The organism is Streptomyces sp. HSW2009, assembly GCF_040240285.1.
Lineage (GTDB): Bacteria > Actinomycetota > Actinomycetes > Streptomycetales > Streptomycetaceae > Streptomyces.
Map to the genome: position 1 here is coordinate 1 of NZ_JBEHZD010000227.1, position 11,674 is coordinate 11,674.

General features: G+C 72.0%; 12 protein-coding genes and 1 pseudogene. 8 read left to right on the top strand and 5 right to left on the bottom strand.

Annotation, left to right across the window (positions count from 1 at the left end; all coding sequences use genetic code 11):
* Positions 1-130: 130 nt before the first annotated feature.
* Positions 131-529, top strand: coding sequence for a DUF302 domain-containing protein (locus AAHZ94_RS17890; protein ID WP_349993950.1), 399 nt, complete (start codon positions 131-133; stop codon positions 527-529).
* Between the two features lie 25 nt (positions 530-554).
* Here the strand turns inward: AAHZ94_RS17890 and AAHZ94_RS17895 are convergent, their stop codons facing one another.
* A complete protein-coding gene (locus AAHZ94_RS17895; RefSeq protein WP_502964704.1) occupies positions 555-1,775 on the bottom strand; it encodes an MFS transporter in 1,221 nt (406 codons plus the stop codon).
* Positions 1,776-2,053: 278 nt separating this feature from the next.
* On the opposite strand from AAHZ94_RS17895, the gene AAHZ94_RS17900 reads away from it, so the two are divergent.
* The 4 genes from AAHZ94_RS17900 (at position 2,054) to AAHZ94_RS17915 (ending at position 5,733) form a co-directional block, all read left to right on the top strand.
* Positions 2,054-3,070, top strand: coding sequence for a winged helix-turn-helix domain-containing protein (locus AAHZ94_RS17900; protein ID WP_349993954.1), 1,017 nt, complete (start codon positions 2,054-2,056; stop codon positions 3,068-3,070).
* Between the two features lie 268 nt (positions 3,071-3,338).
* Complete coding sequence (locus tag AAHZ94_RS17905) at positions 3,339-3,902, top strand: RNA polymerase sigma factor (protein ID WP_349993955.1); 564 nt, start codon at positions 3,339-3,341, stop codon at positions 3,900-3,902.
* Entirely contained in the window at positions 3,899-4,897 is a 999-nt protein-coding gene (locus AAHZ94_RS17910) for a hypothetical protein (RefSeq protein WP_349993957.1), read from the top strand. Before AAHZ94_RS17905 ends, AAHZ94_RS17910 begins: the two co-directional genes overlap by 4 nt.
* A 425-nt stretch (positions 4,898-5,322) precedes the next feature.
* Positions 5,323-5,733, top strand: a complete 411-nt coding sequence (locus AAHZ94_RS17915; RefSeq protein WP_349993959.1) for a hypothetical protein — start codon at positions 5,323-5,325, stop codon at positions 5,731-5,733.
* A gap of 140 nt (positions 5,734-5,873) precedes the next feature.
* On the opposite strand, the gene AAHZ94_RS17920 is transcribed toward AAHZ94_RS17915, so the two are convergent.
* The 3 genes from AAHZ94_RS17920 to AAHZ94_RS17930 all read right to left on the bottom strand — a co-directional run bounded on the left by AAHZ94_RS17920 (position 5,874) and on the right by AAHZ94_RS17930 (position 7,607).
* Positions 5,874-6,353, bottom strand: coding sequence for a DUF805 domain-containing protein (locus AAHZ94_RS17920; protein ID WP_349993961.1), 480 nt, complete (start codon positions 6,351-6,353; stop codon positions 5,874-5,876).
* Between the two features lie 218 nt (positions 6,354-6,571).
* Complete coding sequence (locus AAHZ94_RS17925) at positions 6,572-7,060, bottom strand: glutathione peroxidase (RefSeq protein ID WP_349993963.1); 489 nt, start codon at positions 7,058-7,060, stop codon at positions 6,572-6,574.
* Positions 7,061-7,289: 229 nt separating this feature from the next.
* Positions 7,290-7,607, bottom strand: coding sequence for a YqfO family protein (locus AAHZ94_RS17930; protein ID WP_349993964.1), 318 nt, complete (start codon positions 7,605-7,607; stop codon positions 7,290-7,292).
* A gap of 445 nt (positions 7,608-8,052) precedes the next feature.
* Between AAHZ94_RS17930 and AAHZ94_RS17935 the strand changes: the two genes are divergently transcribed.
* The 3 genes from AAHZ94_RS17935 to AAHZ94_RS17945 are packed head-to-tail and all read left to right on the top strand — an operon-like array spanning position 8,053 to position 11,544.
* Positions 8,053-9,771 carry a serine hydrolase domain-containing protein gene (locus AAHZ94_RS17935; protein WP_349993966.1) on the top strand — a complete coding sequence of 573 codons (1,719 nt, stop codon included), beginning with the start codon at positions 8,053-8,055 and terminating at the stop codon, positions 9,769-9,771.
* A 34-nt stretch (positions 9,772-9,805) separates the two neighbouring features.
* A complete protein-coding gene (locus AAHZ94_RS17940; protein WP_349993967.1) occupies positions 9,806-10,486 on the top strand; it encodes a response regulator transcription factor in 681 nt (226 codons plus the stop codon).
* A complete protein-coding gene (locus tag AAHZ94_RS17945) occupies positions 10,483-11,544 on the top strand; it encodes a HAMP domain-containing sensor histidine kinase (RefSeq protein ID WP_349993968.1) in 1,062 nt (353 codons plus the stop codon). Before AAHZ94_RS17940 ends, AAHZ94_RS17945 begins: the two co-directional genes overlap by 4 nt.
* Here AAHZ94_RS17945 and AAHZ94_RS17950 read toward each other — a convergent pair.
* Positions 11,480-11,674, bottom strand: a pseudogene (locus AAHZ94_RS17950) (hypothetical protein); the annotation flags it as partial. The gene AAHZ94_RS17945 and the pseudogene AAHZ94_RS17950 overlap by 65 nt on opposite strands.

Genomic DNA, 11,674 nt, shown 5'->3' on the forward strand with positions numbered 1-11,674 from the left:
CGGTCCGGCCACCCGGGGCGACTGAAGCCCCGCTCAGCCGACCACCGACGGTGTCGCGTACGCAGCGGGCGCCCCCCGCGGTGTAGCGGTGGGGCGGAAACCTGTTCGTGTACACCGGTGAGGAGCGCCCGTGTCCTATGACCGCAGCATCCGTCTCGACTCCGACTTCGACACCGCGGTCGCCGCGGTCCGGCAGGCCCTGGCCGACCAGGGGTTCGGCATCCTCACCGAGATCGACGTACGGGCCACCCTCAAGGCCAAGCTCGACCACGACATGGAGGACTACCTGATCCTCGGCGCCTGCAACCCACCGCTGGCCCACCGGGCGCTGGAGGCTGACCGCAGCATCGGGCTGCTCCTGCCCTGCAACGTTGTCGTCCGCCGCGACGGCGACCACACGGCCGTCCAGGCCCTCGACCCGAACACCATGGTCACCCTCACCGGTCTGCCCGCCCTCGGTCCCGTCGCCGCCGAGGCCACGGCCCGCCTGGATGCCGCCCTGGCTGCCCTGGCCGCCCTCGACGCCTGATGCCGCAGGTCAGCGCCGCGTACGCCTACCGCTCCCAAGTCGCGCGGGGCAGGCGACGGACCGCGGGAGCCGCGAGCGGCAGGAGGGCGATCGCGACGAACAGCAGGCCGGAGACCGTGGTGACCTGGTGCGCGCCGAAGCCGTGGCTGAGCGGGCCCACCGCCAGCAGGGCGACCGGGATGGCCAGGTAGGAGAACAGGTCGTCGTACGCGACGACGCGCGACAACACCCTGGTCGGTACGTGCTCGTGCAGGGAGGTCTCCCAGGCGATCGCCGAGACCGAGAGGCCGACCCCGGCCATGAACGACGCGGCGGCCAGCCAGGGCACAGACAGCCGGGTGCCGAGGGCGAGCAGGGGGAGGGCGTTCAGCACGACCGCGAGTTGCCCCCAGAGCAGGAAGCGTCGGACGGTGAGCCGGTAGAGGAGACTGCTGCCGACGAGCATCCCGGCCCCGCGCACGCTGAGCACCAGGCCCCATGTGGCGGGTGAGGACAGGTCGGCGGTCAGCCGCGGTCCCAGGACCTGCCAACTGCCCGCGTTGACCAGGTTCACCGCGCAGAACGCCAGGGTGACCGGCCACAACCAGGGTGTGTGCCAGAACGCGTCCCAGCCCTCCCGCAGCTCGTGCCCGAGGTGGCGGCGCCCCGGGGAAGGGTGGCGGCGCGCCGGGGAGAGGTTGCGGCCCGAAGGGGCGGGGATGCGCGCCAGGAACACGGCGGCGAGCAGGTAGCCGAGCGCGTCGACGGCGATGGCCACGCCGCCACCCACGGCGACCACCAGCACGCCCGCGAGCACGGGCCCGAACACCTTGGTGCCGTTCCTGACCGTGCCGAGCAGGGCGTTGGCCCGCTGGAGTTCCCGCTTGGCCACCAGCTCAGGCACCAGGCCGCGCAGGGCCGGCGAGGCGAACGCGCCCAACACCCCGTTGAGTAGTCCCAGGGCCGCGAGGGACCATGGCGAATAGTGGCCGGTCAGGAGGAGTACGGCGGTCGCACCCTGGGTCAGCGCGGCGCCCAGGTGGGCGGTCACCAGGACCAACCCTCTGGGCAGCCGGTCGGCGACGCCACCGCCGATCAGCAGGAAGCCGAGCATCGGCAGCATGCGCGCGGCCAGTACGAGACCCAGGTCGCCCACCCGCGCCGACGCGTCGAGAACGGCGAACGCCAGGGCCACCGGAGCCATGGAACTTCCCCACAGGGACACCGTCTGCCCGGCGAAGTACCAGCGGAAGCCGGGGCGTCGCAGGGGAGATGCCGAGGGAGGGTTGGGGGGAGGCGTCGAGGGGACAGGGGAAGGGTTGGTTGTTGTGGGCACCGGCCCGAGTGTGTGGACGCACCGGGCGGTGGCACTATCGTTTCGCCCACTGCCGAAAGTTCCCGCAGGGTGCGGCCCCAGCCTCCCGCAGGGTGCTGACTCGACCTCCCGCAGGGTGCTGCCGGCCCGGCCTCCCGCAGGGTGCTGCCGGCCCGGCCTCCCGCGGGGTGCTGCCGCCCCGGCCTCCCCACGACGAAGGGCCGAATCCGATGGTGCTGCTGCGCTTGGGCTCCCAGGCCCTCGCACGCTCCCGCTTCGCGCTGTCGCCCCTCGCCGAGACGTTGGGCGCCGTCATGGCCCTGTCCCGGCCGTGCACCGATCGCTGGCTCGCTCCCTGGCACGCCCGTCATCACCCGGACTTCCAGGCCCTGCTCGCGGCCGACCCGTTCGCCAAGGGCCTGGTCACCCTGGTCGGCTCGACGAAGTACCTGCCCGACCATGTGTCGCTGCCGCCGCCGGACGGGATGCGCACGCGGCTCGGCGACGAGCTCGCGCGGATGGCCACTGTCCCCGACGACGTCGTCGGGGCGAGCCTGCGTCTGGCGGTGGAGGCGAGCTGGCAGCGGCACGACCTGGGCACCTGGCTCACCGGCCACAACTGGGCGGCCCGTACCGCCGCGCTGTTCCAGCACGTCTGGGACGCGCACCTGGCCGAGGTCTGGCCGCGCCGCCGTGCCCTACTCGAACGCGATGTCACCTACCGCGCCGGGTTGCTGGCCGCCTACGGCTGGCCCCGCGCCGTGGAGCGGATGAACCGGCACAGCGTCTGGGTCGGCGCGGACGCGATCCGGTTCAGCAGCCGGCCGGGGCACGACCGCGTCGTGGGCCCCGAGGGCATGCTGTTCGTCCCGTACACCGGCCTCGGGCGGGGCACCTGGCTGTGTGAGGGGCTCGGGCTGCCGTACGCGCTGGTCTATCCGGCCCGCGGCTCGGGTGACCTCCAGTCGGTCGCTGCGCGCCCCCGGGAACAGGCCCTGGCCCGGCTGATCGGTACGGGCCGCGCGGCGATCCTGCGCGCACTGGAGCACCCCGCCACGAGCAGCGAACTCGCCGCCGAGTTCGGTCTCTCGCTCGGGACGGTCGGTGGCCACCTGGCCGTTCTGCGCGAGGCGGAACTCGTGGTCGGCGAGCGCGCCGGTCGACGGGTGATCTACCGTCGCACCGAGGCCGGCGACGCGCTGGCCACCGGAGGGAGCTCGGGGGCCGGGGCCGGTACGCCCCCGTAGGAGGGGCCGCGCCCCGCTGCCGCCGCGCACAGTCGCCTTTCGCCACCCGGGTGGAACCACCTGGCGCAACCCACCGTGCAACCCTTTGTACGAACCATGTGTACGAACCACCCACGCCTCCCCCGGCCCCCGCCCACGTCAGCGCCACGGCGACCACACCCACCTGCCAACCACCACACGGCAGAGTCCGCGCGCGAACGCTGTGCCGGGGTGTGCACAAGAAGAGGGAGAAGGCCACCGAGGGGGTGGCTCTGGGAAGGGAAGGTTCGTGGCGACAGATGAGGAACTGCTGACGCGCTCGGTGACCGACGCGTCGGCCTTTGAACCACTCGTGGAGCGTCACTCCAGGGTGCTGCACGGCTACTTCGCACGCCGTGCGCCCGACGCGGCGGACGACCTGTTGGCCGAGGCCTGGTTGCGGGCGTACGCGGGGCGCCATACCTACCAGGCGTCCCGCGGGCCGGCCAGGGCCTGGCTGTTCGGCGTGGCGCGTAACGTACTGGCCGCACACTGGCGCGGTCGGGAGCGTGCGCCGGGCAGCGTCGCCGTACTGGCCGGTGAGCCGAGCAGCGACCCCTGGCACGCCGTTGACCAGCGGTTGGACGCCGCGGCCGTCGCGCCCCTGATGCGGCAGATCCTGGCCGAGCTCCCGGCGGTGGAGCGAGAACTCCTCCTTCTGGTCGCCTGGGAACAACTCAGCCCCACCGAAGCCGCGACCGTCGTGGGCGTCCCCGCGGGCACGGCCCGATCCCGACTGCACCGAGCCCGCACCCGACTGCGCGCCGCGCTCGGCCCCGCCGCCCCGCTTTCCCTGACAGGAGACCTCGCGTGACCGGACAGGACACCGCCACCGACCGGATCGACGTCCTCGACTTCCCCGGCGCCGACCGGTTGCAGGCCGCCGGCCGGGTCGCCCCGCCATCAGCGGACGCCGTCGCCGCGGCGCTGGCCGCAGTGCGCTCGGCGGCCGGCCAGGAACAGGGTGGTACGGCGGGGGCCGCGGTCGTGGTCGAACTCGACGCGCGGCCGGTGACCGAGCCCGGCTCCGTACGGGCCTGGCGGCGTGGGTTGCCGCTGCTGGTCGCGGCGGCCGTGGCCGCGACGATCGCGGTGGGTGTCGCGTTCCCACCCTGGTCGGACTCCGAGACCAGCCGGACCTCACCGGCAGCGGAGCCGACGGCGACCGCACCGTACTGGAAGGTACGGACCCTCCAGTGGAGCCGCAGCGCCAGCGGAAACCGGCAACCGGACGCCACGTCCGAGACGCTGTGGGTGAGTCGGGACGGCACGCGGGGGAAGCCGGGCAACCACCCGGTCCAGGACTATTCGCGCCGGGACATGGGCGGGACGGCGTACGTGATCTGTGGCCGACCCATCTCCTGGGACGACCTGAAGAAGCTGCCCACCGACCCGTCGGCGCTCCGTGCCCACCTGGTCGGGAAGGCCACCGGCGCGTCCGTCACCGAGGACCTGTACAACGGCATCGAGGAACTCCTCACCCGCTCCCCTGCCGAGCCACGGCTACGTGCCGCGCTGTTCACCGTACTCACCCGGCTCCCCGGAGCGCGGGTGACCGAGGAGGTCAAGGACAGCACCGGACGGGTCGGCACGGCCGTGGCCATCGACGTGGACACCTGGCACCGACAACTGGTCGTCGACACCAAGGCGCACCACGTGCTCGAAGCCACCGACACGGCCCGCAACAACGGTCTGACCTGGGGCGATCGGCAGCTCCGCGCCGGGGACCTGCTGCAACGCACCACCTATGTCTCCGTGGGACCCGCCTGGCAGGCACCGGAGGTGGACCCCGTCACGAAGCCCTCCTGACGGAGGTCGGGGAGGCCGCTTCCGGTGGGTGTGGTCGCGATGGGTGTGACTGCGGGGTGGGTAGCTGCGGGACTGTCCGGTGGGTGACTGCGGGGTCGGTGGGTGACTGCGGGGTGGGGATGGCCACGGGGTGGGTGTGTGGCCGCAGGGGCCGCGGGCCTGACTACGGACGCGGGTGTGTCAGCCGAGCGCCACGGGCGGGCGGTGTCCCTCCCCGTACGGGGAGGGTGCACGCATCGTCAACGCACCCTGCGCTCAGGGTCAAGGACATGCGAAGTCCGCGGTGCCATCGTGTTCAGCGCACCGCACCGGCCACGCCTCTCGGGCCGACTCGCATATACGCACCGGCGCTGGTCGCGGTCGGGAATACGGGTGCGTCCGTTCTCGTCGGTGGCGTGAGCCACCATGAATCACAGGGGGACCATATGTTGACGCTGCGGCACGCCGCCGTTGCCGGTACTGCTGCTCTGGTCATGGGATTGGGCAGCGCACCGGCCCTCGCCCAAAGCCAGGACGGCCCAGCGAGCGGCGCGATATCGACTACGGTGACCGCCGATCAGCAGGCGGCATCGCCCTCCAAAGAGGTACGGCGCAGCATTCCGTGGAAGAAGACGGGACGGCACCACGTTCCCTCGTGTGCCCGGCACGGCAAGAAGTACGAGTTCAAGGTGCGGCTCGACAACAGGTGTGGCCGTAGTTTCACCTACCACCTGGAAATCGTGCGCGGCCCGGACCGCTGTGTGACGGTCAGGCCGCACAAGTCGAAGACAGCGGGCTGGCGGTACCCGGGCCGCCTGGCGAAGGTCACCAACGGCCAGTCCAGCGGGCGCTGCTGATCCCCCTCGGGGCGGAGCCCGTCCGCAGGTAAGGGACGGGCTCCGGGCATCCCCGATGGTGGGGCTGGTCATCTAGCAGTGAAAACGGCCAGAAACGTGATGGGCTGCTCGACTACGAATTCTCGGTCGAGCAGCCCATTTCACCATGTATTAACGGGAACAGCTAGCGGAATTTGCGCGTCCGCCGGCGGGCCATATCGATTACTGCCCAAGTCCCCCCTCTGGCACGTGAAGACGAGGATCGTGACCGGCCCAGCCAGCGGCACGAGGCCAAAGAACCACCACCAGCCGCTTCGACCACAGTCATGCATCCTCCGCACGAAAGTGCCTAGCAGGAAGAACCACAGCCCTACCCAACCAAGCAGCACGAAGGGGGAATCCAAGATAAGAGCCAAAGTAATGAGCGGTATCCAGCAAAGAAGGGCGAAGAGCGCAAACCACCAGTACTCGGCCCGGGAGGACCGCCCCCGCCAATCAGAGGCCCGGGTAAAACCGCGCCGTACTGCTTCCGGAAAACTGACCATCGCCCACCTCGTTGTTGACATTGACGTCGAATGCGGTGAGCACCATAGCCAGCCTGACGGGGCCTCTGCCCCGCATGGCGTGTACACCCCACTCATTCCGGCCAACCCCGCCGGCGGCAGGCCGCAGCCAGGACAGCCACGGACGGGAGGCCGTGGTGGACGCGCTGGGCCACGGACCCACCCTGCATGGGTCCTCCTACACCCACCTGCCCCAAGCCAACACACAACCGCCGCGCCATGGGGGTCTTCCTGCGACACACCCACAGCGCGGCGGCGCCCAGCATCCGTCAGGCGTTCTTCCCTTCACATGCCGGTCAGGCAGGCAGCGCGGCCTCGATGGCGGTGACGACCTCGGGGGCGTCGGGCTCGGTCTGCGGGCTGAAGCGGGCGCTGACGGTGCCGTCGGGGGTGATGAGGAACTTCTCGAAGTTCCAGCGGATGTCGCCGCTGTGGCCCGAGGCGTCGGCGGTGTCGACGAGTCCCGCGTACAGGGCGTGCCGCTGTGCACCGTTGACGTCGGTCTTCTCCGTGAGGGGGAAGGTGACGCCGTAGGTGGCGGAGCAGAAGGTCGCGATCTCCTCGGCCGTGCCGGGCTCCTGGCCCATGAACTGGTTGCACGGCACGCCGAGCACGGTGAAGCCGCGCGGGGCGAAGCGCTCGTGGAGTTCCTCCAGAGCCGCGTACTGGGGGGTGAGGCCACACTTCGAGGCCACGTTGACCACGAGGACGGCCTTGCCCCGGTACTGGGCGAGGTTGGCGGGGCCGCCGGCGAGGGCGTCGATCTCCACGTCGTGGAAGGACATGTTCACTCCAGGGTCTGTCGTCGGGCCGAACTGAGGGAGAGATTACGGGGCTGCCGCGGCGCGGGGGCCGAAATCAGGGGCGTTCGGCAGGCCCCACCGCCTCTGGAAGGGTGAGGATGCAGGGTGCGGATGCGGTGCGGGGCCCACGTTGTGGGAAATAGTTCGCACCGCGAACCACGCCTGGGGCCGAACGAATCCACCACAGGCAAACGGCCCACCCCTGCGCGGCCTACGGCTCGTAGAGCGGCAGGAAGTGGATGACCGCTTCCTCGTACGGGTGGGCCTGGCGGACGGCGCGTTGGACGGCGCCGGCCTGGTCCGCGTCACAGACCGATTCGATCCGGCACTCCTCGCTGCGCTGGACGACCCCGACCTCACCGTCGTACGGCTGCGCGCCGGGGAGCGCCTGCCAGGCGCCGGTCACCTTCCACACGCTGGAGCACCGCGCGTACTCGCCGACGCGTCCCGCGCCGGCCGAGTGGAGTGCCTCAATCACGGCCTCCGCATGACTCTCGGGGACGGATATCTCGATCTTCAGCCGCGTCATGCGGGGACCCTAACAACCGCACGACCAGCGCTCTCGGCACCGTCCCCGGCTCGGGTCCGATGCCGGGCTGTCACGCCACGGAACGCCGGCACCGCGGTGCCCCAGGGCCCCGGTGCACCGAGTCACACCAGGTCACATCGGGCGTGACCGTCGCTGAACCGAGCATCCGCGCGGCCCTGCACACCGGCTTTCGGCCGGCCCCAGTTCGTCATCGCCGGCCGCGTCATCGCGTACGCGGCGAGTCTGGTGACCGGTGGCAGGCTCGGGCCGGATCGGCCGCAGGCGGCACTTCCGGTACGACGTGGCCGGCGTGCGGCCCCGCCTGTTCCCCGGGGGGCGCTGGCGCAGCGCCGCCGGCTCCCGGGCCCGTCCCTGTTTCGCAACCCTGGCCCGTACGCAGGCTCGTTTACATCCCGTTCGCAGGTCCGCTCGTACGGTCTCGCCCATGACCAAGAAATCCCTTGCGGCGGTACTGGCAGCCACCTTGGTGGGGATCGCCGCATGTAGTGGTGGTGGTAGTGGCGGCGCATCACCTTCGGCCGGGCCGGCCTCCGGGGCACGGACCGAGCGCTGCGATCCGGGGCTCGACAAGGCGTTCGGGGCCTGGGAGCGGGCCGGGTTCAGCGGGACGGTCGCCATCGCGCGTCGCGGGCGGTTCGCGTGTTTGGCCGGGTACGGGCGGGCGGACGAGGCTGCCGGGAGACCCCACACCGCCGACACGGTGTTCAGCATCGGCTCGGTCACCAAGGCGGTGACCGCGGCCACCGTCTACCGCCTCGTCGACGACGGTGAACTCGCCCTGGATGACCGAGTAGGTGCACTGCTGCCGGAGCTTTCGGGACCGGTGGCCGAAGTCACCGTCCGACAGTTGTTGCTGCACACCAGTGGTCTCGGCGGCACCCACGGTCAGGACCACCAGCCGCTCAGCCGGGTGGCGGCGCTGGCCGCGATCGGCCGCATGGGGCTCGCCTTCGAGCCCGGGAGCGACTACGCGTACTCCAATGCCGGGTACACCCTGCTCGCGCTGATCATCGACGAGGTCTCGGGCAGGGGCTACCGCCCGTACACCGAAGCCACCCTGTTGCGGTTGCCGGGTGGGCGGCGGGTGGGTGGCTTCTGGGACGGGCGGCCGAAGGCGGCCGGGCCGCGCGCCGTCGGCTATCTGGAGGACGGGAGGACGGGCGCGCGCGGCGACTTCGACGGGCCGCACTGGGCGCTTGAGGGCAATGGCGGGCTGGCGATGAGCGCCCGTGACCTGGCCTTGTGGACCCAGGCTCTGTTCGGCGGACGGCTGGTTTCGGCTCGGTCCACGGCGGCGTTGCGCACGGTGGGACACGACCACGGCGGGGGCCAGGGTGAGACGCCGGGGTGGGTGGCGTACGACGCGTCCCGGTTCGGCAAGCCGGTGCTCGCCAGCGCGGGCGGTGGCGGCGACGTGGGCCACGACGTCGTCGTCCTGTGGGTGCCGGACGACCAGCGGGTGGTCGTCATCGCGTCGAACAGGCCCGAGGTGTCGGCCGAGGAGTTGGTTCGGAAGGTGGGGCCCGCGCTGCTGGCCGACGAACCGTTGCCCACCCCGCGGCTGCCGACCAGCCGCGCTCCCGGTGCGCAGGTGGCCGCGGGCACGTACGCGCTGCCCACCGGTGGCACCTTCCGGGTCTCCCCCGCCGCATCCACCAACGGCGGTTTGCAAGTCACCGCGCGGGGCGTCGACGCGGTCGGCCGGCTGTTCCCACCCTCCGACCGTGTGCAGGCTAGGGAGTTCGGGGCGATGGAACGGCGGGTACGGGCCCTGCTGGCCGGGACGACGTCTCAGGGCCGTGCGGAGCGGGCGTCCGTCGAGAAGTCGTTCGGACGGTTACGGAAGGTCGAGTTGGCCGGCACGATCCACCGCGACGGCGACGTCCGCACCTATCTCACCCTCACCACGCCCGAGCGTTCGGTGACCGGCTGGTACGCGGGCGACGAGGCGGGCGGTGTCATCGCGGCCGAGGTACCCACCCGGCAGCCCGCGCTGACCCTGCTGCCCGCCGGCGGAGGCCGCTACCGTCCGCAGGACCCGACCGACACCGGCCCGAGGGTGATCGTACGGTTCACCAAGGCCACCATGACCCTCACGGGCCCGGCCGGTGACACCGTCACGGCGACCGCGACCGCCCAGTGAACTGACCACCACCACACGAACGGACCGAGCCGGCATGCGGATTCTGCTGATCGAGGACGACCCCGACCTGTCCGAGCTGGTCGCCCTCGGCCTGCGCCACCAGGCCTACGCGGTGGATCTGGCCACCTCATCCGCTCAGGCGGCGGAGTTCATGCGGACCACCGGCTATGACCTCGTCTGCTACGACCTGGGGTTGCCCGACGGCGACGGGCTGGACCTGATGCGCACGGTGGCGAGCGACCCGCACCTGCACCGCCCGCGCCGTGCGCTGGTGCTCACCGCGCGCGATGCGGTGGCGCACCGGGTTGCCGGGCTCGACGCGGGGGCCGACGACTACCTCGTCAAGCCCTTCCACTTCGACGAGTTGGTGGCCCGGGTGCGTGCGCTGTTGCGCCGCTCCGATGACGAGGAGGCGCGCAGCGCGCTGCTGACCGTCGGAGAACTGCGGCTCGACCTCGCGGCGCACCGGGCCTGGCGCGCCGGGGTCGAACTCCACCTGACGGGGCGGGAGTTCTCGCTGCTGCGCTATTTCATGCACCATCCCGAGCGGGTCCTGTCGGCGGAAGACCTCCTTGAACACGTCTGGGACGCGCACGCCAACCCATTCACCGCATCGGTCCGGGTGATCCTCAGCCGGCTGCGCAGGAAGCTGGGTGACCCGCCGCTCATTCACACACTCCCGCAGGTGGGTTACCAGCTCAGGGCCCACTCGTGAGGCGGCTGTGGCGGTCCTTGCGGGTGCGGCTGGCCCTGTTCGGGTTCCTGGCCGGATACGTACCGGTGCTGCTGCTGTTCGGCGTGGTCCTCGCCACCGAGACCGACGTCACCCAGGAGGGCGGCGCCACCGCCACGGCCGAGGAGCGGCACACCACCTCGCACCGCTCCGACGCGGCGCTGTGGACCGTACTCGCGCTCGGTCCTGCCGCCGCCGGGCTCGCCTGGTGGTGGGCGGGCCGGGCGACGGCCCCCATCGACCGGGTACGCATGGTCGCCGCCCACGTCCAGGGCGCCGACCTCGGCCGACGCACCGCCCTGCGCCGGGGGCCGACCGAGGTGGTGGCCCTGGCGGCCAGCTTTGACGACATGCTGGAGCGGCTGGAACGCGCGGCCGAGCTCCAGCGCCGGCTGATCGAGGAGACGAGTCACGAACTACGCATGCCGCTGGCGGTGTTGGTGACCAATGCGGAGGTTCTCCTCACCCATCCACGGCCCACCGTCGAGGTTTACCGGCAGGGCCTTGAGCGCTCCCGCACGGCGGCGGTAAGGCTCCAGCAGGTGATGGGAGAGCTGCTGGTGGACGCCCGCGGGCGGGCTCGCACCCTGGACCGGCAGGCCGTCTGTCTGGCGGCCGTCGCCCGTTCCGTCGCCGCGCAGGCCGAGGTGGCTGCCGTGGCCAAGGGCATGCGCCTGTCGGTCACCGGAGCGCCGGCGGCGGTGTGCCCGGTCGACGAGGCCACCGTGCGCCGGGCGGTCCACAACCTCCTGGACAACGCCATCCGGTACGCGCCCGCCGGCACCGCGGTGACGGTCGACGTCCAGGTCGGCGCGGCGGAGGTGGCCGTCGTGGTGACCGATGAGGGTCCCGGCATCCCCGCCGACGACCAGGCCCGTGTCTTCCAGCGCTTCTGGCGCGGCCCCTCCGGCGCGCACGGCACCGGCCTCGGGTGGGCCATCGCACGCCAGGTGGCCCTGGCGCACGGCGGCACCCTCACCCTGGCCTCGCCCGGCCCCACCGGCGTCGGCTGCGCCTTCCGGTTCTCGGTGGCGCGCTGACCTGGCCGGCCCGGTCCCCGCGCGCGAGGGCTGGGGAGGCGGCCGGCGGAGGTCCGCCGTGGGGGGGGGGGGGGGGGGGGGGGGGGGGGGGGGGGGGGGGGGGGGGGGGGGGGGGGGGGGGGGGGGGGGG

Bases quoted from the DNA above. Each gene is read 5' to 3' on its own strand.
- AAHZ94_RS17900 (WP_349993954.1), top strand. From the start codon at position 2,054: ATGGTGCTGCTGCGCTTGGGCTCCCAGGCCCTCGCACGCTCCCGCTTC.
- AAHZ94_RS17915 (WP_349993959.1), top strand. From the start codon at position 5,323: ATGTTGACGCTGCGGCACGCCGCCGTTGCCGGTACTGCTGCTCTGGTC.
- AAHZ94_RS17920 (WP_349993961.1), bottom strand. From the start codon at position 6,353: ATGAGTGGGGTGTACACGCCATGCGGGGCAGAGGCCCCGTCAGGCTGG.
- AAHZ94_RS17925 (WP_349993963.1), bottom strand. From the start codon at position 7,060: ATGTCCTTCCACGACGTGGAGATCGACGCCCTCGCCGGCGGCCCCGCC.
- AAHZ94_RS17930 (WP_349993964.1), bottom strand. From the start codon at position 7,607: ATGACGCGGCTGAAGATCGAGATATCCGTCCCCGAGAGTCATGCGGAG.
- AAHZ94_RS17935 (WP_349993966.1), top strand. From the start codon at position 8,053: ATGACCAAGAAATCCCTTGCGGCGGTACTGGCAGCCACCTTGGTGGGG.
- AAHZ94_RS17940 (WP_349993967.1), top strand. From the start codon at position 9,806: ATGCGGATTCTGCTGATCGAGGACGACCCCGACCTGTCCGAGCTGGTC.